Source organism: Flavobacterium algicola, assembly GCF_022399565.1.
Taxonomy (GTDB): domain Bacteria; phylum Bacteroidota; class Bacteroidia; order Flavobacteriales; family Flavobacteriaceae; genus Flavobacterium; species Flavobacterium algicola.
This window is the reverse complement of sequence record NZ_JAJTUT010000001.1, coordinates 944,770-968,998: the sequence shown is the minus strand read 5'-3', so window position 1 is coordinate 968,998 and position 24,229 is coordinate 944,770. Positions and strand designations below refer to the sequence as shown.

Below are 24,229 nucleotides of genomic sequence, written 5' to 3'. Positions count from 1 at the left end.
ATGGTTATTAATTTGTTTTTATCACAATCATTTTGTTTAATTATGTTATAATATGTCTTTAATTTATGTGTTTTTTTAAGAATATGATAAATTTTTAAATTTAATTTCGTAATAAATTTTTTGGTTGACTCTTTTTCGAAAAGAATAATAAAATAGTGTCTCAAAATCATATTTCCATTTATATAAGTTGTATTTTATTTCAAAATCGTTTTGGGTATCGTATATAATGAGTTTTCTTAATTGACCCCTATAATTCTTTTTAGTAGTTTTGTTTTCTTGTTATTGCAATTACAGTTAGTTAACTGGTATTGTTAATAAAATTACACTTAAAAAATATTAAAAATGAGTACTACATTATTTGACAAAGTATGGGATTCGCACGTGGTGCGTAAAATTGAAGATGGACCAGATGTGTTTTTTATTGACCGTCATTTCATCCATGAAGTTACTAGTCCTGTGGCTTTCTTAGGTTTAAAATCTAGAGGTGTTTCCGTTTTATATCCAGAGCGTACTTTTGCTACTGCAGATCACAATACACCTACTATCAATCAACATTTACCTGTTGAAGACTTACTTTCTGCTAATCAATTGCAAGCATTAGAAGACAACTCAGCTGAATACGGTATTTCGCACTGGGGATTAGGTCATCAAAAAAATGGAATCGTTCACGTTGTAGGTCCTGAAAACGGAATTACATTGCCTGGTGCTACGATTGTTTGTGGAGATTCACATACTTCGACTCATGGTGCTTTTGGAGCGATTGCTTTTGGAATCGGTACTTCAGAGGTAGAGATGGTACTTTCTACACAATGTATTATGCAACCTAAGCCAAAGAAAATGCGTATCAACGTAAATGGTACTTTGAGCAAAGGTGTGGGACCAAAAGATGTGGCACTTTATATTATATCGCAATTAACAACTTCTGGAGGTACAGGTTATTTTGCTGAGTACGCTGGAAATGTTTTTGAAGAAATGACCATGGAAGGACGTATGACTGTTTGTAACCTTTCTATCGAAATGGGTGCTCGTGGTGGTATGATTGCTCCAGATCAAAAAACATTTGATTACTTAGAAGGTAGACTTCATGCTCCTAAAGGTGAAGCTTGGACAAAAGCAGTTGAATACTGGAAAACTTTGAAAACAGATGCTGACGCAATTTTTGATGCTGAATTAAACATCAATGCCGAAGACATCGAACCAATGATTACTTATGGTACAAACCCAGGTATGGGAATTGGTATCTCAAAACATATTCCAACTGCTAATCAAGTAGAAGGTGGTGCTGAGACTTACAAAAAATCATTAGCGTACATGGGCTTTAACGAAGATGATGTAATGATTGGTAAAACTATCGATTACGTTTTCTTAGGAAGTTGTACTAACGGACGTATCGAAGACTTTAGAGCTTTTGCTGAAATTGTAAAAGGTCGTAAAAAAGCAGATAACGTAACGGCTTGGTTAGTTCCAGGTTCACACGTTGTAGAAGCACAAATAAAAGAAGAAGGAATTCTAGACATTTTAACTGAATCAGGTTTCGTACTACGTCAACCAGGTTGTTCAGCTTGTTTAGCAATGAACGATGATAAAGTGCCAGCTGGAAAATATGCAGTAAGTACATCAAACAGAAACTTTGAAGGTCGTCAAGGTCCAGGTTCAAGAACATTGTTAGCGTCTCCAATCATGGCAGCAGCAGCGGCAGTTACTGGAAAATTGACAGATCCAAGAGAGTTGATGTAGAATTTTTCACCGCAAGGGCGCAAAGACGCAAGGAATTATGGAAAAATACCGTTACGAAGAGTTAGCAAAAGAAATATTTTTAGCTAGCCTTGAGGTTCATAAAATAATGGGACCCGGTTTATTAGAATCCGTTTATGAAATGTGTCTTTTGAGAGAATTGCAATTGAGAAATATTTCAGCAGAATGTCAAGTTATTATTCCTCTACAGTACAAAGGATTTTATTTATCAAAAGAATATAAAATCGATATTCTAGTTGAAGAAGAGATAATAATAGAGTTAAAATCGGTTGATTCGATTTTGCCGGTTCACGAAGCACAGCTGATTTCATATTTAAAATTGGCAGATAAAAGAATGGGATTCTTAATTAATTTTAATGTTCCCTTAATAAAAAGTGGTTTTAGAAGATTTGTAAACAATTATTAACCTTCTTAAACTTTAAAAAATGAGCATTGCGCCTTTGCGCCTTTGCGGTAAACAAAAATAATATAGCATTGCGCCTTTGCGTCTTTGCGGTAAAATAAAAAATATGGCATACGATAAATTTAATATCCTTACCAGTAGTGCAGTGCCACTACCTATTGAAAATGTAGATACAGATCAAATCATTCCTGCTCGTTTCTTGAAAGCTACAAAACGTGAAGGTTTTGGAGATAACCTTTTTAGAGACTGGAGATACAATGGAGACGATACTCCAAAAGCTGATTTCGTATTAAATGACTCAACTTACTCAGGTAAAATTCTTGTTGGAGGAAAAAACTTCGGTTCAGGTTCCTCTCGTGAGCATGCTGCTTGGGCGGTGTACGATTACGGATTCCGTGCGGTTGTTTCTTCTTTCTTTGCAGATATCTTCAAAGGAAACTGTTTGAATATTGGTGTTTTACCAGTTCAAGTAAGTGCTGAATTTGCTGCAAAAATCTTCGCTGCTATCGAAGCAGATCCTAAGACGGAATTGGAAATCAATTTGCCTGAGCAAACGATTACTTTGAAAGCTACGGGAGACAAAGAATCTTTTGATATCAACGGATACAAAAAGAACAATATGGTAAACGGTTTTGATGATATTGATTACTTATCAAACATCAAAGAAGAAATTGTTGCTTTCGCAGACAAATTGCCTTACTAAAATAAGCGATTAGGCATCTGAATCACAATTACAGAATGTATTTGCTAATCCAAATCTTTTGCAATAAATTAAAATCCTATACTGTATAAAAGCGGTATAGGATTTATTATAAAACAAAAAAATGATTTTAGAAGCAGTTATACTTCATGTAAAAAACGGTTTAGAAAATGAATTTGAAGCCGATTTTAAAATTGCCAGTCAATATATTAGCAGTATAAATGGGTATGTAAGTCATTCGTTGCAAAAATGTATTGAGAACAAAAATCAATACCTATTATTGGTGCAATGGGATAAACTGGAAGATCATACCATAGGTTTTAGGAATTCGCACGAATACCAAGCATGGAAAAAATTATTGCATCATTATTATGATCCATTTCCAGTAGTGGAGCATTATGAAATGGTTCTGGAGAATAAAAAATGATTGTGATAACTTGGTATCACAAATTTTGACATCAAGATAGAATGAACCAAGAATAAGAACAGGATAAAAAAAAATGAAACCAAACAAACACATACATAGAGAAGCGCAAGAGGCAGCAAAAATATTTGATGATAGAAGTCTTAAGAATGATTACAGACACCTATCTCAAATTTTGAAGCCCGGATTGACGGTTTTGGATGTGGGTTGTGGTATAGGGGCAATTTCTAAAGATATTGCTCATATTATAGGAGTAAATGGGAAAGTTATCGGAATTGATAATACGGAGAAATTTATTCAAATTGGAAAAGAAAACAATCAAAACGTTTTAAATCTAGAATTAGTTCACACAGATTTGTTTGATTATAATCCCGATTTAAAATTTGATTTAATTGTTTCGTCCAGAACATTACAGTGGTTGAGTAGTCCAAAAGAAGCTTTGAATAAAATGAAATCACTTTTGAAACCAAACGGACAAATTTCGATATTAGATTATGATCATACTAGTTTAATTTGGAATCCGTTACCCCCAGTTAGCATGCAAGAGTTTTATAAAACTTTTTTGAAATGGCGGGCTGATGCTGGAATGAATAATAGAATTGCAGAAGATTTGGCCGATTTATTAAAAGAAGTTGGTTTTCATTCGATAGAAAATATAAATGCCGATGAGCATTATACAGCAATAGATAATAAAGTCAAAATAGGAATTTGGTCAAAAGTAGCAGGCTCTAGCCAAATGGTCGAAGAGGGCTACTTGGACAATGAATTGAGATTGAAAGCAATCGAAGAATATAATAACTGGATCGAAACCAAAGCGATTTCGATGACAATGAAGCTAAATGAAGTGAGAGGTAAAATTTAATAGTTCCTCACTTCACTTTCAAATAGTTTACGAATAGTACGCATTAGCCAATGGCAACAACAATAAAAATGGAAAAAAGAAAGATTGAAATAATGGATACGACGCTTCGTGATGGGGAACAAACCTCAGGAGTGTCTTTTTCTGCTGCAGAAAAATTAACCATTGCCCAATTGTTATTAAACGAATTAAAGGTTGATCGTATCGAAATTGCATCGGCTCGCGTGAGTGAAGGTGAATTTGAAGGTGTCAAAGGAATTATGACCTGGGCAGAGCAAAAAGGAATAGCAGACAAGATCGAAGTGTTGACTTTTGTAGACAAAGGACTTTCTATCGAATGGATGAAAAAGTCGGGTGCCAAAGTTCAAAATTTATTGACTAAAGGTTCTTTGAATCATTTAACTCACCAACTCAAAAAAACTCCTGAACAACATTTTGCCGAAATTGCGGAAAGTATTGCTTTGGCTACTGAAAACGGAATAGCGACCAATGTTTACCTCGAAGATTGGAGTAATGGTATGCATCATTCGCCTGAGTATGTGTATCAATATTTAGATTTTATTAGTACTCAACCGGTCAAAAGAATTTTGCTTCCTGATACTCTAGGAGTTTTGATTCCTTCGGATACTTTCGAATTTATTTCGAAAATAACTCAGAAATATCCAGCTATTCACTTTGATTTTCATGCGCATAATGACTACGATTTAAGTGTCGCAAATGTTATGGAAGCAATCAAAGCAGGAATTCATGGATTACACGTAACGGTAAACGGAATGGGAGAACGTGCTGGTAATGCACCTCTTGCTAGTATCGTAGCGGTGATTAACGATTTTATGCCAGAAATAGAAATGGGTGTAAAGGAAACTTCTTTGTACTCGGTAAGTAAATTGGTAGAAGCCTTTACAGGATATAGAATTCCAGCCAACAAGCCTATTGTAGGAGATAATGTATTTACTCAAACTGCCGGAATTCATGCTGATGGTGACAACAAGAAAAACTTATATTTTAATGACCTGCTTCCAGAACGCTTTGGAAGAAAAAGACAATATGCTTTAGGTAAAACATCTGGTAAAGCCAATATCGAGAAAAACCTTCAAGAATTGGGTTTAAAACTTAATGACGTAGATTTAAAACTTGTAACCCAGCGTATTATTGAATTAGGGGATAAAAAAGAAACGGTAACCAAAGAAGATTTACCTTATATCATTTCGGATGTTTTGGGAAGTCACGCTTACGAGGAAAAAATTACTTTTGAATCGTATTTATTGTCTCATGCAAAAGGAATGCGCCCTTCAACCACTTTATGTTTGAAACTGGACGGCCAAATTATTGAAGAACATGCGCAAGGTGATGGTCAATTTGATGCCTTTATGAATGCTTTGGCAAAGATCTACAAAAGCAAAAAATTAGAATTACCCAAATTAATTGATTATGCTGTGAGGATTCCTCCAGGTAGTAGCTCTGACGCTTTGTGTGAAACCGTTATCACATGGATTTATGATGGCAAAGAATTTAAGACAAGAGGCTTAGATTCAGATCAAACGGTGGCCGCAATTATTGCTACTCAAAAGATGTTGAATGTTGCCGCTCAATAATAAATAAAAAAGAAACGAATTAGTAATATAAATAAAAAATAATGAAATTAAATATCGCACTTTTAGCAGGGGACGGAATCGGACCAGAAGTAATTGATCAAGCAGTAAAAGTATCAGATGCAATTGCACAAAAATTTGGACATGAAATCACTTGGAAACCAGCTTTAACTGGTGCTGCTGCGATTGATGCAGTTGGAGAACCTTATCCAGATACAACTCACGAAATTTGTAAAAATGCTGATGCTGTTTTGTTTGGTGCTATTGGTCACCCAAAATACGATAACGATCCTTCTGCACCTGTACGTCCAGAGCAAGGTTTGTTAAAAATGCGTAAGGCTTTAGGTTTGTTTGCAAACGTAAGACCTACTTTTACTTTTCCATCTTTATTGGATAAATCTCCATTAAAAAGAGAACGTATAGAAGGAACTGATTTAGTTTTCTTAAGAGAATTAACTGGTGGAATCTATTTTGGAGAAAAAGGAAGAAGAGACGGTGGAGAAACTGCTTTTGACAATTGTGTATATACAAGACATGAAGTACAACGTTTGGCTAAAAAAGGTTTTGAATTAGCGATGACACGTAGCAAAAGATTATGTTGCGTAGATAAAGCTAACGTACTTGAAACTTCACGTTTGTGGAGAGAAACAGTACAGGCAATGGAAAAAGATTATCCAGAAGTAACTGTTTCTTATGAATTTGTTGATGCAGTTGCTATGCGTTTGGTGCAATGGCCAAACTCTTATGATGTGTTAATCACTGAGAACTTGTTTGGAGATATCTTAACGGACGAAGCTTCTGTAATTTCTGGATCAATGGGATTAATGCCATCTGCATCTATGGGAGCTGAGGTGTCTTTGTTTGAGCCTATTCACGGATCATATCCACAAGCAACAGGTTTAGATATCGCTAACCCTATGGCAACTGTTTTGTCAGCAGCGATGATGTTTGAAAACTTTGGCTTGATGGAAGAAGGAAAAGCTATGAGAGACGCAGTAAACAAAGCGCTAGAAGCTGGTATGGTTACTGAAGATTTAGCCGATGGAGGAAAAGCTTACGGAACTAAAGAAGTTGGTGACTGGTTAGCTGCAAATATATAATCGTCAAAGACTATTTATAAAGGCTGTCTCGATATTTTCGAGACAGCCTTTTTTTTGTTCTTAATTTTCAGCCACTAAGCGCAATTAAACATATTCAAAAATCATTATTTTTGGTTTACAACAGACCTAATCTCCAGGTTTATTGAAGGTAATAAAAAAATTTACATTTAAGTGTACCGTCAAAAAACCCAATAAAAAACCGTTAAAGAACCCAGTAATGTTTCCTTATAAACAGAGTCGATTTAAATAGAAATCATTAATTTGGTCATCCTTTATAATATATTATGTCAGATCATATTCTATTTTTTATAATGTGTTTCTTTACCCTCGGTTTTTTATGTATCGTGGGGTTCATTAGTTTTTTTTTAAATTATTATTTTAAGTCAAAACCGTACTTTTTTTATTTAGGATATGTCTTAACGACAGTCATATACATTGCCGCTGTCTTTATTAATTATGGACAGCAAGTTTCCAAAGATTCACTTCTGTTTGAAATTACTGGGTACATATATGATCCTATTCAGGTATTGTCTTATTTTTTTCATACCACTTTTGCCTATTATTCAATAGTTGTGGAAAATGAAAAGTTCAAAAAAATGTTTTGGATCATTAAGACCTATGCTGTTCTGCTTCTATTATATTTGATAACGGCAGTAGTTCAGTCTAAGCTAAATAACAATATTGGTATTTTTTTCGAAATATCTCGAATTGTAGTATATGCAATAGTAGTCGTGTTTCTGGTCAATTTGGCAAAAAACCTTTCAAATGGTAATTTGAAATTAATTTTTGCAGCCTTATTTATATTTTTAATATTTTCATTATTAGCTTTTTACGATGTTACTTTAAACTATGAGAACAGTACATTTTTAGGGTTTCAGTATATATGTATAGGGTATGTGCTTGAGAATATATGTTTTGCCACAGCTTTTATTTATAAAATTATTAGCACCGACAAACAAAAGAAAAGAACAGAAATTCTGCATCAAAAACAATTAGTTATTGTTGAGCAAGAGATGCAACAACAAACAATGCAGTACCTAGGAAGAGAGATCCATGACAATATTGGCCAAAAACTTATTTTAGCGAGTATTGGTATACAGCAATTAACCTTAGAAAACATACCTCAAGAAATGATCAAAAAAATTGAGGATGTCAATGTAACTATCAATTCGGCTTTGTCTGAGTTGAGGTTATTATCTAAATCATTGACAAATAACGAAATTGAAAACAAAAAAATCATTGATTTAATCGAAGGCGAAAGCAGAGAAATAAATAAGATTAAAAAATGTACACTACATTATAATGAAGATTTACGAGATCTTATATTAGAATATCAAACTAAAATTATTCTATTACGTATTATTCAGGAGTTTTCGCAGAACAGTATCAAGCACGCCATTTGCAGTTTGATAACTATAGATCTAAAAGTAGATAAAAATGTTTTACATCTTTCTTTGACAGATGACGGTAAAGGATTTAATTCCAAATCTCCCATAGTTAAAGGAATTGGTTTAAAAAATATGATGAAAAGAATCTCACTTATTGGAGGCGTTTTTGACTTGCAAAGCAATGTGGAAATAGGTACAAAATTACGAATTGAAATCCCCTACTAAAATGAAAAAGTCGATAGTAATTGTTGATGATCACTTGTTGATTGCTAAAGCTTTACAGGAAATTATAAATAAATTTGAAAATTTTGAAATTCTATACGTCTGCGAAAATGGAAAAGAGCTTCAAGATAAATTTGAAAAAGAGGCTAACTATCCAGCAATAGTGATGCTGGATATTAGCATGCCTATTATGAATGGGTTTGAAACGGCCTTGTGGTTAAAAGAGAATCATCCCGAGGTGTTGGTTATGGCTTTGAGTATGCAGGATGATGAAGATAGTCTGTTAAAGATGATTCAAAATGGAGCCAAATCATTTTTGTTGAAAAATGTTCATCCCAACGAATTGGAAAATTCTTTAAATAAATTGGTATATCATGGCTGCTATTATCCTGACTGGGTTACTAACAAAGTTTTTGCAACCTTGAGTCAAGCAAAGACAGAAGTTACTAGTTCAATAAAAATTTCCGATCGGGAGATGGAATTCTTAGCCTACACAACATTAGAATTAAATTATAAGGAGATTGCAGATAAAATGAATTGCAGCCCCAGAACAGTTGAAGGTTATAGAGATGCTTTATTTGAAAAATTTGAAGTAAAAAGCAGAGTAGGCCTAGCTATTTATGCCATAAAAAATGGTTTGGTCTAGTTAGTTCTTGAAGAATTTTACGAAGGATAATTTAAAGTGATCATTATATAGAAGTGAATAGCAATTAGAGTTGCAATAGTACACCGGTAGTCATTGAATGTGATAATCGTAATTTAAATTAAAAAAGAAAGTAAATTTCTGATTTATAGAGAGGTAAGAATGCGATTTTCTAATTTTAACCCCTCAAAATCGAAGATAATTGAGTTTGTTTCTTTACATTAGTAGTCTGATTAAATTGAAGAACGCCAATATAAGTACTTTCTAATCAATTGTATAGAGATTCAGTAGCAATTATAGGCTTACTGCTGATATAGGTGTTTTAATTATAATGCCCCCGAGCTGAGTTATTGACTAAAATGATGTAGAAAACAGAGTTTAAAATTTGAACTTAATTCGTTTAGGAGTTAATTCAAAAGTTGAAAAATAATTTGTTATGTTTCCTTTGCTTGTTGAATTTTTGGTGTAGATGGTGATGACAGAATAAATTATTAGAAATTTTTATATAAATAATAAGAACTTCAGTAAGCTACAATTTCGGTTGTAGTTATACTTAAAATTACATACTATTCTGTAGTGGTTTAGCAAATAAATTAGATAATGTTACTAAGCCATTAATAAACCATTTAACCAACCAAAATCATGACTGACCAAAACTTTATTTTATTCGATAAATACCTTCATGAGGAATTGTCGGATGTAGAAAAACAAACTTTTCAGACTAAACTTAAAAGAGATTGTACCATGGCAACCGCCTTTGACGGTTATAAGGATGCCGATTTTCAGTTGCAGCTAAAATACGGAGTTGAAAAGGACAAACATAACTTTCGTCAGAAGCTCTCAAAAATAGTTAATGAGTGTCGAGAGGATAAAGACACTACTGTTCGATTACTCAAACCGTGGCATTATTCTGTTGCGGCTTCGATAGTGGTATTACTAGGTGTATACTTCTTAATGCAAAGTACAAATCCAGTTTTTGAAGATTTTAATGCGCATAAAAAGGTTAGTTTTTTATCGAATGATAAAACAAATATCAATTTAAAATTAGCTCAAGATTATTTTAACAGTAAGAATTATGGTGAAACAATTACTCAATTTGAAATCGTACTAAAACAAAATCCAACTTCAGAGATAACATTGTATTATGCAATAGCACTAACGGAAATGAACCGGTTAACAGAAGCACAGCCGATTTTTGAAAATATAATCTCTAAGGATATTACTAATAGGGATAGAGCCAGCTGGAACTTGGCGCTCTTACAGTTAAAACAAAAGGACTATCAAAAATGTCAAGCTACATTAAAGACTATTTCTGGGGATTATGAAGATCATGTGGCTGTGCAGGCTTTGCTGAAAAAATTAGAATATTCCTGGATTAGATAATTATAATCAATTAGTTCGATAAATGAACCAAAAGAAATTGTAATTAGATTGTGATCGTTGTTTTGTAGGTCTTTATGAATAATTGTAGTTTTACATTTTAAAACGCAATAATGATACTGACAGATACCCATACTCACCTCTATTCTGAGGAATTTAATGAAGACCGCAATGAAATGGTGCAGCGTGCAATAGATGCTGGAGTTTCTCGGTTTTTTATTCCAGCTATTGATTCTAGCCAAACTGCAAGCATGTATGCATTAGAAAAAGCACATCCAAATGAGGTTTTTTTAATGATGGGATTGCATCCTACTTATGTCAAAGAGAATTTTCACGACGAACTGAACCACGTAAAGAAAGAATTAGAACAACGAAAATTCTACGCTATTGGCGAAATTGGGATTGATTTGTATTGGGATAAATCACATTTGGCTGAGCAACAAGAAGCTTTTAGAACTCAAATTAAGTGGGCCAAGCAGTATCAATTGCCAATCGTAATTCATTGTCGAGATGCTTTTGATGAAGTATTTGCTATTTTAGAGGAAGAAAAGTCCGATGAATTATTTGGGATTTTTCACTGTTTTACGGGCAATTATGAACAGGCACTCCAAGCAATTTCTTATAATATGAAATTAGGAATAGGAGGGGTAGTTACTTTTAAGAATGGAAAAATAGACCAGTTTTTACATCAAATTGATTTGCAACACATTGTCTTAGAAACAGATTCACCTTATTTGGCTCCAATCCCTTTTCGTGGGAAACGAAATGAAAGTAGCTACATTGTAAATGTTGCGCAAAAACTGGCAGACATATATGGTGTTTCTATTGAGGAGGTTGCTTTAAAAACGACAGAAAATTCCAAATCAATTTTTGGGATTTAAATTAGAAATTACATTAGTTTAACTTTTTTTTTGTTCTTTTGCTTTGACTAAAAAAACTATAATGCAAAAATTCGACGCAATTCGACCTTTTTATGATTCGGAGGTAAACGAAGTATTTAAAAAATTACTTTATCATCCGATGATGAAATCTTTAATGGATTTTTCTTTTCCCGATGACGATGATGCATCTTGGAGAGGACTATTGGCAAAAACCCATTCGATACGTGATTTTCAGTGTAATTTTATATACCAGTCGGTACAAACATTATTAAAGAAAAGTTCCGAAGGTCTTACTACTTCTGGTTTCGAAAAATTAGAAAAAGGTGAATCTTATTTGTTTATTTCAAATCATAGAGACATATTATTAGATACTACTTTATTGAATGCTTCTCTATTTGAATATGGATTGGTAATGACAGCTTCCGCTATTGGAGACAATTTGGTTAAAAAGTCATTTTTAATGAACTTGGCAAAGTTGAATCGTAACTTTTTGGTGCAACGAGGGTTGAGTCCAAGAGAAATGTTACAAAGTTCAAAAACGTTATCAGAATATATTGGTCACCTACTCACACATGAGTGCCGTTCTGTATGGATAGCGCAGCGTGAAGGTAGAACCAAAGATGGTAACGATGCAACAAATCCTGGTGTTTTAAAAATGCTTGCCATGGGATCTGATGAAGATAATATTATAGACTATTTTAAGAAAATTAAAATTGTACCCGTATCTATCTCATATGAATATGACCCAACTGACGCTCTAAAAATGCCACAAATATTAGCAGAAGCTAATAATGAGGTCTACGTAAAGGATGCTAACGAAGATTTTATGACAATTTTAAGTGGTGCTCTAGGACAAAAGAAGCACATTCACATACACATTGGTGATGTTTTAACAGATGTCATTGACGAAATTGGTACTGAAAACGACAGTACAAATAAACAAATACAAGCGATTGCCCAAGCAATTGATGACTCTATTTTGAGTAACTACAGATTGTGGCCAACAAATTACATTGCTTACGATGTGTTAAATAACAGCGATACTTACGCAAGTTTATACACCGAAGATCAAAAAATGCTTTTTGAACGTCGAATGGAAAAGCGTATCGATAAAGAAAACCCAGTAGCCTTACAGAGTTTTTTAAATATGTATGCTAATCCAGTGGTGAATAGTATAAAATACAGAGATGCAGTCAAAAACTAAAATACTACTTATTTATACCGGTGGAACCATCGGTATGAGTAAGGATTTTGAAACAGGAGCATTGGTGGCTTTCAATTTTAGCCAGCTTTTACAGCATGTTCCCGAGCTTAAATTACTCGATTGCCAGATTGAGACTGTTTCGTTTGAAACTCCAATTGATTCGTCTAATATGAATCCTGAGATTTTGGGGACTTTAGCGTCAATAATACAAGATAATTATACAAAATTCGATGGCTTTGTGGTGCTACATGGGTCAGATACTATGGCGTACACTGCTTCGGCATTGAGCTTTATGTTTGAGAATCTTTCCAAACCTGTAATACTCACTGGCTCGCAATTGCCAATAGGTGATTTGCGTACTGATGCTAAAGAAAATTTAATTACAGCTATTCAAGTCGCTTCTTTGCGAGAGAACGGTAGGAGCGTGATACAAGAAGTTTGTTTGTATTTTGAATACAAACTGTATCGAGGCAATCGCACGACCAAGGTAAATGCAGAACATTTTCAGGCCTTTAATTCGCCCAACTATCCTAGTTTGGTAGAATCGGGTGTGCATTTAAAAACCAATCGATCATTACTACTCAAGGTTGATTCTCAGGAGAAGTTGAAGGTTCAATTTACATTGAATACAAATGTTGCCATTTTGAAATTGTTTCCAGGAATAAGTGAAGTTGTACTAGCTGCAATGCTTTCGATAAAAGGCTTAAAAGGAATCGTTCTAGAAACCTATGGTTCTGGAAATGCACCGACTGAGGAATGGTTTTTAACCTTGATTGAAAACGCTATAAAGAATGGTTTGCATGTAATCAATGTTACCCAATGTCCTGCCGGAAGTGTTATGATGGGACAATATGAAACCAGTACAGGACTCAAAAATAGTGGTGTGATTTCGGGCAAAGACATTACTACTGAGGCTGCCATTACAAAATTAATGTACTTGCTTGAGCAGGATCATGATGATGCCGATTTTAAAGTTTTATTCGAAAAATCACTTCGTGGTGAGTTGACTGACTAAGTTATTGGTGAACGACTTCTTCACTATTTTTATGTAGTGGTGTCGTTTTTCTTTTCTCTTTATTCTTATATACCAAAAACACAATTGCAGTTGCAATGCAAAGAATTCCTTGTAGCGTTACGGTAAGTCTTGCGCCAATGTTGTGTGATAAAATTCCAATAAGTAGACTTCCAATAGGTAACATTCCTTGATAGGCCATAATGAAATAGCTTATGCTTCGGGAACGCATATGGGAGGCACTTTTCAATTGAATATAAATATTTATAGATGAGGTTTGCGCCATCATTCCTAGTCCACAAAGTGTCGTGCAAAATATCGCTATAGCGATACTTTGAGAAAAAGACAGTAGAATCATGCTGCTACCTAGAAGTAGGGTGGCTGCTAGGGTAATTTTAGTTACATCTGTTCCTTGTTTTATATTGGTTAAGTAGATGGCAGACAGAAGAGATCCAATTCCTGCTGCACTTTCAAACCAGCTGAAAGTTTGTGCGTCACCATTAAATATATCTTTTGCAAAAACAGGAAGTAAGGTTATGAATGAGGTCACAAACAAACTACTAAATATTAGTAAAAGAAGCATTTTCCCCATTTCCGCTTCGTTTTTTACATAATCAAGCCCTTCAACAAATTCATTATAAATCTTGATCTTGTGGGCGGATTTTGGCTGGTACGCTAGGCGCATCATAAACAGCGAGAACAACACAGGAATGTAACTCAAAAAATTCCCAATAAAACAAACATCTGCGCCAAATTTATGCAAAAGGATTCCCGCAAGAGCAGGACCTGCAATTCGCGCAAGATTACTTAAGCTGGTGTTTAATGCTACGGCATTGGCCAAATTATCTTTGTTATCAACGATTTCGACCATCATCGTTTGCCGGCAAATCATGTCGAAAGAATTGATGACGCCTTGAAACAACGTTAAGGCCATGATCAACTCTATATTGTATGTTTTATTGTAGAAGACCAACGCCATTAACCCGGCTTGAAACATGGCTAAAAACTGTAAAATGATCATTGCGCGATGCCTGTCGTACTTTTTTAATAAACTACCGGCCAATGGTGATAGAAATAGTGACGGTATCATACTGAAAAACATAACAAGTCCTAATAAGAAAACAGAGTTGGTGATGCTATACACCATCCAGCTTACGGCAGTTTTTTGTAGCCAGGTCCCAATAACGGAAATGGATTGACCATAAAAAAATATTTTAAAATTTCTTGATTCTAATGCTTTAAACATGCCATTTTATATTTGCCGCAAAGGTCGCTATTATGAATTCATTAAAAAAATTAATGTTTCTCTTCAATTTGTTGAATATTCTGCAATACGCTAGCGTAGAAAAGTTATTGGATTATGTAATTTGCCTTGTAAGGTCTATGTTTCAATTTGAATCTCGTACTAGTTCGAGTATGTTCAAAGTAATCCATATAATGGTAGTCACAGAGTTGCTAAAATGCTAATAGCTTAAAAAGGATAGCAATTGATTTTTACAATTATGAATAGTTTTGTTTGAATAAAAAAGTGGAGTAGTTATAAGAGTTATTTGCATCATTATTTTAACCGCATTATTTGTAGAAATAGATGTATAATATCTTTCGAAATTATTTTTTTAGTCGATTTTTTTTAGGTTATTTGCAATCCCAATTAGAGAGGTGTCTGAGTGGTTGAAAGAGCTAGCCTGGAAAGCTAGTATGTGGGCAACTGCATCGAGGGTTCGAATCCCTTCCTCTCTGCAAACAAAAAATGCTGCCCTAAAGAGCAGCATTTTTTGTTTTTAGTAAACCTTTTAACTGTCAGTTTCTACAATAACTAGTAAACCTAAGTCGTTAGAGCTCACTATAAATATTTATATTTGTAGTTATATTTTTAATTATTCAAATATACTAGCTTTACAATGCGACAACTATTGCTCTTTTTCTATTTGTTTTCGTTTTTCAGTACCTATGCTCAAATTGATGAAGTCGTAGAGAAACCAATGATAATTGTGGTTGATTCATTATATAGAGAGGATCAGTTTTATTTCGGTTTTACCTATAATACACTTCAAAATAAACCAGAAGATGTAGAACAAAATAAGTTTTCTACAGGTTTCTCAGCTGGTTTTTTAAGGGACATGCCAATAAACAAGCAACGAAATAAAGCCTTTGCTACGGGAATTGGATTTACGTACAATAATTATCTCCAGAATTTAGAGATAAAACAAAGTGGTGACTCGAATACATATACCGTATTTGACTCAGATTCAGATTACAGTAGAAATCGTTTTTCGCAAGTATTTGTAGATGTTCCAATTGAATTTCGTTGGCGAACATCAACCTATCAATCGTATAAATTTTGGCGTATTTATGGTGGGGTTAAATTTAGTTATTTGCTTTATGACCGTTATGTTTCTACTGATGATGATGGCAAAACAGTAATTACCAATAATAAGGATTTTGATAAATTACAATATGGACTTTATTTGTCCACTGGATACAATACCTTCAATATCTATGCTTACTATGGTTTAAATTCTTTATTCAAATCGGCAAAAATTGGTGATGACAAATTAAATATGAACGCCCTTAACATGGGGATTATATTTTATATTTTATAACCAAATGTACATGAGTAATAGTTGAGGGATACTACCAATAAAAAAGCCCAAAATCAGTTCGATGAGACTGTGCGCTTTCATTTCAAGTCGGGAGGAAGCTACTACACCATTCATTAAAATCAAAAAACTGATCCATAATATGTTGTGAGTTTGAAAATGCAAACTCAGTCCGATTACAAATAATGTCAAAGCACTTATTCCAATCATGTGCAAGCTCGCTTTTGTCCTGAGGAATAACAAAAGTAAAGCAATGAGCGTGCTTACTAAAGCACCTAAAAAGAAGAAATGAAATTCTAAGTAGCGGTCAATCGTAATTCCTTTTTTTAGTAATAAAATAATTAGAAAAATTTGTACGACCAAAGGAATTTTTCGCTCAGCAATTTTTGGCGCCATTACAGAACCAATTTTCCCCACAGATCGCAATAGAACAAATACTAATAACGGAACGATTATAGTGATCACTACAACTTGAAGGAATATAAACAATTTTTCCCTAGTTAAAGCAACTGATTGGTTTGCAAAAACGTAGAAAAAGGTTGCATACAATGGTATAAACAAAGGGTGGAATAGGTAGGAAAAAAAGGTGAGAAACTTTTTCAAATCAATAGTTCTTAGTTAGTAAAACAAATATAATAAAATTGTTGCGGATTATGAATTGGAGATATTTCATTGGACCCAAATAGTAACAGTTAATGTGAGGTGACTTGTCAAGGTTTTTTCGAAATAAAGGACTGGTGCGGTAAGGATATGCTTAAGAAGTGTTATTTTTGAAATAGATTATACAAGACCATGAACATTCTTTTAAAAAATATTATTTCAGTTTTGTCGGCAAGCTGTTCTTCAGAGAGCAGCGATATTATGATCGAGCATGTCTCAATCGACAGTCGATCCTCTCATAATGGAGCACATACTTTGTTTTTTTCGATAATAGGACCAAACAATGATGGTCATATTTATGTAAAAGACTTGATAGCTGACGGAGTTGGAAACTTTGTTGTGAACTATATCCCAAAAGGTCTCGAGGGAAAAGCTAATTTTTTACTGGTAGAAAATACGCTGGCTGCATTGCAACAATTTGCGGCCTATTACCGCAGTTTGTTTCATTTTCCAGTAATCGGTATTACCGGTAGTAATGGTAAGACCATCGTAAAAGAATGGATGAATTTTTTATTAAGTCCAGATTTTAATATTATAAGGTCACCAAAAAGTTTTAACTCTCAGGTAGGGGTGCCATTGTCAATTTTAGGCAGTAATGAAAAGCACAACCTGGGGATTTTTGAGGCTGGTATTTCTACTGTTACCGAAATGGAAAAATTAGAACCTATTGTAAAACCTACTATTGGTGTCTTAACCAATATTGGAACTTCTCATGATGAAGGATTTGAAAGTACCAATCAAAAAATCGAAGAAAAACTAAAGCTTTTTAAGAATGCTGGCGTTTTAATTTATAAAAAAGTTAAAACCGTAGATGGTTTACTTCCTGCTACCATAAAAAAGTTTAGCTGGAGTTTTGAGGATAATTCGGCCGAAGTTTTTATTTCGAAAATAGAAACAAAAAGTCAAAAGTCAAAGATATACTATAGCTATAAAGGGCAATGTCATGATGTCCAGATTCCGTTTGAAGATATGGCGTCGATAGAAAATGCTATTTCATGTTTGCTCGTCATGTTATATATGGAGTACGATAACGCAACCATCTGTGCGAGAATGTCATTATTATATCCCGTAGAAATGAGACTAGTGGTGAAGAATGGAATTAACAATTGTAGCTTAATTGATGATAGTTACAGTTCTGATTTTCAGTCGTTGAAAATTGCATTGGACTTTTTAGAAAGTCAGAATAAATTTCAAAAGAAGACGTTGATTCTTTCAGACATTTTTCAAAGTGGTTTGACAGATGAAGTTTTGTACAATCAAGTGGCCAAATTGGTCGTTGCCAATCATATTCAGCGTGTAATTGGGATTGGACAAACGATAGCTGCCTTTAAAGATCTTTTTTTTAATTGCATTACTTATCCCAATACAGCTGATTTTTTAGATGATTTTCGAAATTTAGATTTTTCGAATGAAACTGTTTTGGTCAAAGGGGCAAGGTCATTTGAATTTGAAGAAATCGTTGCAGTTCTCGAAGAAAAAAAACACGAAACGGTTTTGGAAATAAACCTGAACGCTCTAAGTGATAATTTGAATTTCTTTAAAGCCAAATTGCAGCCCGATGTCAAAATTATGGTGATGGTCAAAGCCTTTGGTTATGGCAATGGCGGACTAGAGATTGCTAGTTTATTAGAACACAATCAGGTTGACTATCTAGGTGTAGCTTTTGCTGATGAGGGAATTTCGTTAAAAAACGATGGAATACGATTACCTATTATGGTATTAAATCCAGAGAGCACGAGTTTTTCTTCTATTATTCAATACCAATTAGAACCAGAAATATACAGTTTGCGAGGCTTGAATAATTTTCTAAAAATTGCTGAAAGTAAAAAAATAAAAAACTTCCCAATTCATATTAAGATAGACACAGGTATGCATCGTTTGGGATTTGAGCGAAAAGATATTCCTGACTTAATTCGGATTCTAAAGACAACTGATGCAGTGCAGGTAAAAAGTATTTTGTCGCACATGGCCACTAGTGACGACAGAACGCATTATGATTTTGCAAAAGGTCAAATCCAACTTTTTGATGAACTATCCACTCAAATGATGGAGGCGCTCCAAATTAATCCTATTAGACACATATTAAATACTTCGGGTATTAGCAATTTTCCAGAAGCTCAATTTAATATGGTGCGTCTAGGAATTGGAATATATGGAGTTTCAAATGATCCAGAAGAACAAAAATTTCTTGAAAATGTAGGAACTTTAAAATCAATTATTTCACAAATTCGTACTATACCCGCGGGTGATAGTGTGGGCTACGGCAGACGATTTATGGCGGTGCAAGAAACAAAAATCGCAACTATTCCAATAGGCTATGCAGATGGAATCTCGCGCGGTTGGGGAAATGGAGTAGGATATGTGAAAATAAAAAATCAAAAAGCCAAGATTACAGGTAGTATTTGCATGGATATGTTAATGGTTGATGTCACCGAAGTTGCTTGTAATGAAGGAGATGATGTGATTATTTTTGGAGAGGATCCTACTGTAGTCGAAATAGCGGTTGCTTTACATACGATACCGTACGAAATTTTAACCAGTATTTCACAACGTGTAAAACGTGTATTTTATAGATGATAAATGTCTTTCATCGGCAAATGTTAAATAGTGTTAAAATTATTTATTACTTTAGCATTCAATTTTAAAACGAAAAAATATGGGATTTTTTAGCGATTTCAAAGCCTCTTTAATGAAAGGTGATGTATTAAGTTTAGCAACTGCCGTAGTTATTGGTGGTGCATTTAGCAAAATTATTGCATCAGCAGTAGACGATGTTATTATGCCAATTGTTGGTTTGATTACTGGAGGTGTAGACTTTACTACAAAATTTATAGCTTTAGATGGAAACAACTACGAGAGTCTTGAGGCAGCTCAAGCAGCAGAAGCAGCTGTAATTACTTATGGTAATTTAGTGCAAGCTATCATCAATTTTGTAATTGTAGCATTTTTTATATTCCTAATTTTAAGAGCAGCTGAAGCTACTAAAAAGAAAGAAGCAGCAGCGGCACCAGCAGCACCTGCAGGACCAACTCAAGAAGAATTGTTGATGCAAATTAGAGATTTATTGAAAAAATAATTTCAGTTAATCTTATCAGATAACAAAAACCGCTTCAATCCTGAAGCGGTTTTTTTGTGATTTTAAAATAATAGTATAGCAACTGCGGAATGCAAATGAATGCTTACTGTCAATTGCTTAAGAATGGATAAACGGCGTTTTGATGTTTGAGAATGCAATTGTTATAATTATAACAATTTGTTATTTTTTGTTAGCGTGCTTGTTTAGAAATAGATATTACTTACTTTTGCAATTCAAAAATCAAATTAAAAATAAGTAATACAGATATACGATGAGAATAGCAGTAGTAGGAGCTACCGGTATGGTGGGCGAAATCATGTTAAAAGTTTTGGCTGAAAGAAATTTTCCTGTAACGGAATTAATTCCTGTTGCATCAGAAAGATCAGTTGGAAAGGAAATTGAATTCAAAGGAACAAAATACAAAGTAGTTGGTTTGCAAACAGCTGTAGATATGAAAGCAGATATTGCATTATTTTCTGCGGGTGGAGAAACTTCATTGATTTGGGCACCAAAATTTGCTGAAGCTGGAACAACTGTTATTGATAACTCATCGGCTTGGAGAATGGATCCTACCAAAAAATTGGTAGTACCAGAAATCAATGCTACCGAATTAACTAAAGAAGATAAGATTATCGCAAATCCAAATTGCTCTACTATTCAAATGGTACTAGCTTTGGCTCCACTACACAAAAAATACAATGTAAAACGCGTAATTGTTTCCACTTACCAATCGATTACCGGAACAGGTGTTAAAGCGGTTCAACAATTCGAAAATGAATGTGCAGGTGTTGAAGGAGATATGGTGTATAAATACAAAATTAACCGTAATTGTATCCCACAATGCGACAGTTTTGAGGATAATGGATATACTAAGGAAGAAATGAAATTGGTTAATGAAACCAAAAAAATCTTAGGTGATGATAGTATTAAATTAACGGCAACTGCTGTGCGTGTTCCTGTAGTAGGTGGGCACAGTGAGGCTGTAAATGTTGAGTTCTCAAATGATTTTGATGTAACAGAGGTGAGAACTTTATTGCACAATACTGACGGAATCGTTGTTCAAGATAATTTAGATACTTTTACTTACCCAATGCCAAGATATGCTGAAGGTAAAAATGAAGTTTTTGTTGGTAGAATCCGTCGTGATGAGAGCCAAGCAAACACTTTAAATATGTGGATTGTTGCAGACAACTTAAGAAAAGGAGCTGCTACAAACACAATTCAAATCGCAGAATATTTAATTGCAGCTAAATTAGTCTAAGCGGCATTAATTGCAATAATATTAAATTTGGTTAAAATGGATGATGTCGAGATTAAAATGATTTTAACTACTCTCATTTAACAGAAAGCTTTTTCTCTATTATAAACCATCTGATTAATAAAACGAATGTTTATTAATCAGGTGGTTTTTTTTATTTTTGCTTTCCCTATCTTTGCCTTTCATGAAAAAGAAACAGATTGTCATAGCCTTTTCACTTGGGTTAACCGTATTGTTATCAATACTGTTGCAGTCTGTGCATGCGCAAATACATCATTACAAAGAAGTAGCGCAACATTATTGCCATCATGAAAACCACGAGAATAAAACGCAAATTACACACCTTCATTATAAATCAGAGTCGTGTAGTGTTTGTCATTTCTCATTTGGTAACTATGTTTCGGCTGAAATTTTCAATTTCCAATTTAAGTTTGATTTTAAGTTAATTCCTTATTTTTCGGTTACTGCCGAAAAAATTAGTGCGTTTTCTGGATGTTTCCATACTCTTCGTGGGCCGCCCTTTTTTTTGTAAATAATTCCTTTTGGTTCTTCTTTATGATTATTGGTAGTCAATGGTTTGGTTTACAATTGAATTTTTTATAAATCAATTGCAGCACAAAATCGGTCTGTTTTGCCATTTTTAAAGACCACGCTTGCTGAAATACTATTCTTATTTTTTTAGATAGTAAGCTGTCTGAAATTTACCGCTAATCTTTAAAGGAAAACCAAAAACGCGTTTAGTTCGTGCTTTTTCACATACGAATAATTCGTCTTCAATTCCTATAGTTTATAATGAGCTAGGGGTACTACTATCTACAAAACAAACAAAATGAAAAAATATATTTTAATCCTATTTCTAGGATTAAGCACAATGCTGCAAGCACAACAAATCCTCTCTGGTACAATAAGTGACATTCAAAATAAACCTTTGCCAGGAGTATCTGTCTATATTCCCGAACTACATAAAGGAACAACAACCAACGATAATGGAGAATTTTTCTTTTCGAATTTACCAAAAAGAGAATTAAATATTCGATTCGTTTTAGTAGGTTTTGGAACGCAAAATAAGTTAGTAAACCTTTTTCAAAACGAGGGAAAATTACAATTGGTTATGGAGCAAACTCTATTCGAAATGGATGAGGTTATTGTTTCAACGGCCTTTAGTAAAATACAATCTCAAAATGTGATGAAAGTCTCGCATGAAAGCATACAGTCGTTGCAAGAAAAAGGAACTTCGACCCTGATTGAAGGATTGGCTACAATTCCTGGAGTATCGCAAGTTTCAACAGGAACCTCTATAGGAAAACCTGTTATACGCGGATTAAGTGGTAACCGAATATTAGTGTATTCACAAGGTGTGCGTATCGAGAACCAACAGTTTGGAGATGAACATGGTTTGGGACTTAATGATTCTGGAGTAGAAAGTGTTGAAGTTATCAAAGGTCCTGCTTCATTATTATACGGCTCAGATGCTTTGGGTGGAGTTCTGTACTTTAATCCAGAAAAGTTTGCTGATGCAAATAGTATAAAGGCAAATTTTAGTCAAAAGTTATTTTCGAATACTTTAGGTTCAAGTACTTCTTTAGGTCTTAAAACATCTACCGAAAATTGGAAGTATTTAGTAAGGGGTAATTATTCGACACATTCTGATTATAAAGTGCCAAATGGTGATCGAGTGACCAATACGCGCTATAATGAAACCGACTTGAAAACAGCGATAGGATACAGTAACTCCGGATTTTCTACTGTTTTTCGTTACAACTATAATGGTTTGGATTTGGGGATTCCAGAGAATGGAGTAGAAGCACAGTCGACTTCAAAAGATACCGAATTTCCTCGTCAGGGAATAGATAACCACTTATTGAGTTTGAATTCTATTGTGTATATAGGAAGTTCAAAATTAGATCTTGATTTAGGATACATCGCAAATAATAGGAGAGAATATGAGGACAGTCCTCAGGCTATTTTGCAGATGCAGCTTAATACTTTAAACTTTAATGCCAAGTACCATTTGCCAAAATTGGGAGCAATAGAATCAATCATCGGCCTTCAAGGTATGCATCAAACCAATACCAATGCAGGAGAAGAATTGTTGATTCCAGATGCAAAAACAAATGATATTGGTGTTTTTGGAACCGCCAATTATGAGTGGAATTCCAATGTGATTCAAGGGGGGCTTCGTTATGATAATCGAAAAGTAATAACAGAAGAGAATGGAGATATAGGCGAAGAAGGCTATTTTCAACCAATAAACCGTTCATTTGATAGCTTTAATGCATCGTTAGGATACAAAACAGATTTGGCTACCGATCTTATTTTAAGGTTGAATCTAGCCTCTGGTTTTAGAGCTCCAAATTTGGCCGAATTATCTTCAAACGGTGTGCACGAAGGAACTTATCGCTATGAAGTAGGTAATGCTAATTTGGACAACGAGCAGAATATGCAAACCGATTTGAATATAGAATATAAAAACTCTCACTTTGAATTTTTTGTAAATGGTTTTTACAACCATATCAATAATTACATTTATATCAATGCAACAGGAGCAACATTAGATGATAACTTGGTATATGAGTATATTCAGAACGATGCCAAATTATATGGAGGAGAAGCAGGTTTGCACTTTCACCCGCATCCACTAGATTGGTTGCATTTTGAAACAAGTTTTGAAACTGTAACAGGTAAGAAGCAAAACGGTGATTATCTGCCACTTCTACCTGCAAATAACTGGAACAATACCATTCGAACAGAATTTAAAATTAGAGATTGGTTGAAAGATGCTTTTGCTACCTTGAGCTACAATGCTACTTTTAGTCAAAAAAATGTTAGCGGATTTGAAACAGCTTCAAGCGGATATGGTTTGGTAAATCTAGGTTTTGGAGGAAACGTTACCCTAGGAAAAACAAACTTCAGAATTAATCTTAACGGGAATAACCTTTTCAATAAATCATATATCGCACATCTTTCCCGCCTAAAAACAGATGGTATTCCCAATATTGGAAGAAACATTGTCTTTGGACTGAATTTTGATTTATAAAATTAAAGTTAGACTTAAAATGAAAACGCCATTCC

The 24,229-nt window shown here is 34.1% G+C and carries 21 protein-coding genes and 1 tRNA gene; 20 read left to right on the top strand and 2 right to left on the bottom strand.

The genetic code is table 11. The features are described 5' to 3' along the window. The first annotated feature begins 342 nt into the window (after positions 1-342). The 13 genes from leuC to LXH21_RS04145 all read left to right on the top strand — a co-directional run bounded on the left by leuC (position 343) and on the right by LXH21_RS04145 (position 13,566). Positions 343-1,737: a 3-isopropylmalate dehydratase large subunit gene (gene leuC, locus LXH21_RS04205; RefSeq protein WP_239862957.1), complete on the top strand. Its 1,395-nt coding sequence runs from the start codon at positions 343-345 to the stop codon at positions 1,735-1,737. Positions 1,738-1,774: 37 nt separating this feature from the next. Beyond that, positions 1,775-2,161 (top strand): GxxExxY protein, encoded by a 387-nt coding sequence (locus LXH21_RS04200; protein ID WP_239862956.1) that lies wholly within the window; start codon positions 1,775-1,777, stop codon positions 2,159-2,161. A 103-nt stretch (positions 2,162-2,264) separates the two neighbouring features. Further along, positions 2,265-2,861, top strand: coding sequence for a 3-isopropylmalate dehydratase small subunit (gene leuD, locus LXH21_RS04195; protein WP_239862955.1), 597 nt, complete (start codon positions 2,265-2,267; stop codon positions 2,859-2,861). A 121-nt stretch (positions 2,862-2,982) separates the two neighbouring features. Next, a complete protein-coding gene (locus LXH21_RS04190) occupies positions 2,983-3,285 on the top strand; it encodes an antibiotic biosynthesis monooxygenase family protein (protein ID WP_239862954.1) in 303 nt (100 codons plus the stop codon). 73 nt (positions 3,286-3,358) lie between these two features. Next, a complete protein-coding gene (locus LXH21_RS04185; protein ID WP_239862953.1) occupies positions 3,359-4,144 on the top strand; it encodes a methyltransferase domain-containing protein in 786 nt (261 codons plus the stop codon). Between the two features lie 68 nt (positions 4,145-4,212). Beyond that, on the top strand, positions 4,213-5,736 hold the full coding sequence (locus LXH21_RS04180) for an alpha-isopropylmalate synthase regulatory domain-containing protein (RefSeq protein WP_239862952.1): 1,524 nt from the start codon (positions 4,213-4,215) through the stop codon (positions 5,734-5,736). Between the two features lie 41 nt (positions 5,737-5,777). Next, positions 5,778-6,833, top strand: coding sequence for a 3-isopropylmalate dehydrogenase (gene leuB, locus LXH21_RS04175; RefSeq protein WP_239862951.1), 1,056 nt, complete (start codon positions 5,778-5,780; stop codon positions 6,831-6,833). Between the two features lie 596 nt (positions 6,834-7,429). Further along, positions 7,430-8,446 (top strand): sensor histidine kinase, encoded by a 1,017-nt coding sequence (locus tag LXH21_RS04170; protein WP_239862950.1) that lies wholly within the window; start codon positions 7,430-7,432, stop codon positions 8,444-8,446. 1 nt (position 8,447) lies between these two features. Beyond that, positions 8,448-9,089, top strand: a complete 642-nt coding sequence (locus LXH21_RS04165) for a response regulator transcription factor (protein ID WP_239862949.1) — start codon at positions 8,448-8,450, stop codon at positions 9,087-9,089. A gap of 639 nt (positions 9,090-9,728) precedes the next feature. After that, positions 9,729-10,469 (top strand): tetratricopeptide repeat protein, encoded by a 741-nt coding sequence (locus LXH21_RS04160; protein ID WP_239862948.1) that lies wholly within the window; start codon positions 9,729-9,731, stop codon positions 10,467-10,469. A gap of 110 nt (positions 10,470-10,579) precedes the next feature. After that, positions 10,580-11,347 carry a TatD family hydrolase gene (locus LXH21_RS04155; RefSeq protein ID WP_239862947.1) on the top strand — a complete coding sequence of 256 codons (768 nt, stop codon included), beginning with the start codon at positions 10,580-10,582 and terminating at the stop codon, positions 11,345-11,347. Between the two features lie 61 nt (positions 11,348-11,408). After that, positions 11,409-12,551: a 1-acyl-sn-glycerol-3-phosphate acyltransferase gene (locus LXH21_RS04150; protein ID WP_239862946.1), complete on the top strand. Its 1,143-nt coding sequence runs from the start codon at positions 11,409-11,411 to the stop codon at positions 12,549-12,551. Continuing rightward, the gene (locus LXH21_RS04145) at positions 12,535-13,566 is read left to right on the top strand and encodes an asparaginase (RefSeq protein WP_239862945.1); all 1,032 of its coding nucleotides are present in this window, start codon (positions 12,535-12,537) and stop codon (positions 13,564-13,566) included. Before LXH21_RS04150 ends, LXH21_RS04145 begins: the two co-directional genes overlap by 17 nt. Position 13,567: 1 nt before the next feature. On the opposite strand, the gene LXH21_RS04140 is transcribed toward LXH21_RS04145, so the two are convergent. Continuing rightward, positions 13,568-14,809 carry an MFS transporter gene (locus LXH21_RS04140; RefSeq protein WP_239862944.1) on the bottom strand — a complete coding sequence of 414 codons (1,242 nt, stop codon included), beginning with the start codon at positions 14,807-14,809 and terminating at the stop codon, positions 13,568-13,570. 407 nt (positions 14,810-15,216) lie between these two features. Between LXH21_RS04140 and LXH21_RS04135 the strand changes: the two genes are divergently transcribed. After that, positions 15,217-15,303: transfer RNA gene (locus LXH21_RS04135), tRNA-Ser, on the top strand. Between the two features lie 161 nt (positions 15,304-15,464). After that, positions 15,465-16,166, top strand: coding sequence for a porin family protein (locus LXH21_RS04130; RefSeq protein WP_239862943.1), 702 nt, complete (start codon positions 15,465-15,467; stop codon positions 16,164-16,166). On the opposite strand, the gene LXH21_RS04125 is transcribed toward LXH21_RS04130, so the two are convergent. After that, positions 16,161-16,766, bottom strand: a complete 606-nt coding sequence (locus LXH21_RS04125) for a hypothetical protein (RefSeq protein ID WP_239862942.1) — start codon at positions 16,764-16,766, stop codon at positions 16,161-16,163. The genes LXH21_RS04130 and LXH21_RS04125 overlap by 6 nt on opposite strands. A gap of 189 nt (positions 16,767-16,955) precedes the next feature. Here LXH21_RS04125 and LXH21_RS04120 point away from each other — a divergent pair, with 189 nt between their 5' ends. The 5 genes from LXH21_RS04120 to LXH21_RS04100 all read left to right on the top strand — a co-directional run bounded on the left by LXH21_RS04120 (position 16,956) and on the right by LXH21_RS04100 (position 24,194). Further along, positions 16,956-19,400 carry a bifunctional UDP-N-acetylmuramoyl-tripeptide:D-alanyl-D-alanine ligase/alanine racemase gene (locus tag LXH21_RS04120; RefSeq protein ID WP_239862941.1) on the top strand — a complete coding sequence of 815 codons (2,445 nt, stop codon included), beginning with the start codon at positions 16,956-16,958 and terminating at the stop codon, positions 19,398-19,400. A gap of 79 nt (positions 19,401-19,479) precedes the next feature. Continuing rightward, a complete protein-coding gene (mscL, locus tag LXH21_RS04115; protein WP_239862940.1) occupies positions 19,480-19,899 on the top strand; it encodes a large conductance mechanosensitive channel protein MscL in 420 nt (139 codons plus the stop codon). Between the two features lie 271 nt (positions 19,900-20,170). After that, entirely contained in the window at positions 20,171-21,160 is a 990-nt protein-coding gene (locus tag LXH21_RS04110) for an aspartate-semialdehyde dehydrogenase (RefSeq protein ID WP_239862939.1), read from the top strand. A 181-nt stretch (positions 21,161-21,341) separates the two neighbouring features. Further along, positions 21,342-21,689 carry a hypothetical protein gene (locus tag LXH21_RS04105; RefSeq protein WP_239862938.1) on the top strand — a complete coding sequence of 116 codons (348 nt, stop codon included), beginning with the start codon at positions 21,342-21,344 and terminating at the stop codon, positions 21,687-21,689. A gap of 297 nt (positions 21,690-21,986) precedes the next feature. Further along, a complete protein-coding gene (locus LXH21_RS04100; RefSeq protein WP_239862937.1) occupies positions 21,987-24,194 on the top strand; it encodes a TonB-dependent receptor in 2,208 nt (735 codons plus the stop codon). Positions 24,195-24,229: the final 35 nt, after the last annotated feature.

Bases quoted from the DNA above. Each gene is read 5' to 3' on its own strand.
- LXH21_RS04100 (WP_239862937.1), top strand. From the start codon at position 21,987: ATGAAAAAATATATTTTAATCCTATTTCTAGGATTAAGCACAATGCTG.
- LXH21_RS04165 (WP_239862949.1), top strand. From the start codon at position 8,448: ATGAAAAAGTCGATAGTAATTGTTGATGATCACTTGTTGATTGCTAAA.
- LXH21_RS04120 (WP_239862941.1), top strand. From the start codon at position 16,956: ATGAACATTCTTTTAAAAAATATTATTTCAGTTTTGTCGGCAAGCTGT.
- LXH21_RS04160 (WP_239862948.1), top strand. From the start codon at position 9,729: ATGACTGACCAAAACTTTATTTTATTCGATAAATACCTTCATGAGGAA.
- leuD (WP_239862955.1), top strand. From the start codon at position 2,265: ATGGCATACGATAAATTTAATATCCTTACCAGTAGTGCAGTGCCACTA.
- LXH21_RS04105 (WP_239862938.1), top strand. From the start codon at position 21,342: ATGAAAAAGAAACAGATTGTCATAGCCTTTTCACTTGGGTTAACCGTA.
- leuC (WP_239862957.1), top strand. From the start codon at position 343: ATGAGTACTACATTATTTGACAAAGTATGGGATTCGCACGTGGTGCGT.
- LXH21_RS04155 (WP_239862947.1), top strand. From the start codon at position 10,580: ATGATACTGACAGATACCCATACTCACCTCTATTCTGAGGAATTTAAT.
- LXH21_RS04130 (WP_239862943.1), top strand. From the start codon at position 15,465: ATGCGACAACTATTGCTCTTTTTCTATTTGTTTTCGTTTTTCAGTACC.
- LXH21_RS04185 (WP_239862953.1), top strand. From the start codon at position 3,359: ATGAAACCAAACAAACACATACATAGAGAAGCGCAAGAGGCAGCAAAA.
- LXH21_RS04180 (WP_239862952.1), top strand. From the start codon at position 4,213: ATGGAAAAAAGAAAGATTGAAATAATGGATACGACGCTTCGTGATGGG.
- leuB (WP_239862951.1), top strand. From the start codon at position 5,778: ATGAAATTAAATATCGCACTTTTAGCAGGGGACGGAATCGGACCAGAA.
- LXH21_RS04200 (WP_239862956.1), top strand. From the start codon at position 1,775: ATGGAAAAATACCGTTACGAAGAGTTAGCAAAAGAAATATTTTTAGCT.
- LXH21_RS04150 (WP_239862946.1), top strand. From the start codon at position 11,409: ATGCAAAAATTCGACGCAATTCGACCTTTTTATGATTCGGAGGTAAAC.
- LXH21_RS04190 (WP_239862954.1), top strand. From the start codon at position 2,983: ATGATTTTAGAAGCAGTTATACTTCATGTAAAAAACGGTTTAGAAAAT.
- LXH21_RS04145 (WP_239862945.1), top strand. From the start codon at position 12,535: ATGCAGTCAAAAACTAAAATACTACTTATTTATACCGGTGGAACCATC.
- LXH21_RS04110 (WP_239862939.1), top strand. From the start codon at position 20,171: ATGAGAATAGCAGTAGTAGGAGCTACCGGTATGGTGGGCGAAATCATG.
- LXH21_RS04140 (WP_239862944.1), bottom strand. From the start codon at position 14,809: ATGTTTAAAGCATTAGAATCAAGAAATTTTAAAATATTTTTTTATGGT.
- LXH21_RS04170 (WP_239862950.1), top strand. From the start codon at position 7,430: ATGTTTTGGATCATTAAGACCTATGCTGTTCTGCTTCTATTATATTTG.
- mscL (WP_239862940.1), top strand. From the start codon at position 19,480: ATGGGATTTTTTAGCGATTTCAAAGCCTCTTTAATGAAAGGTGATGTA.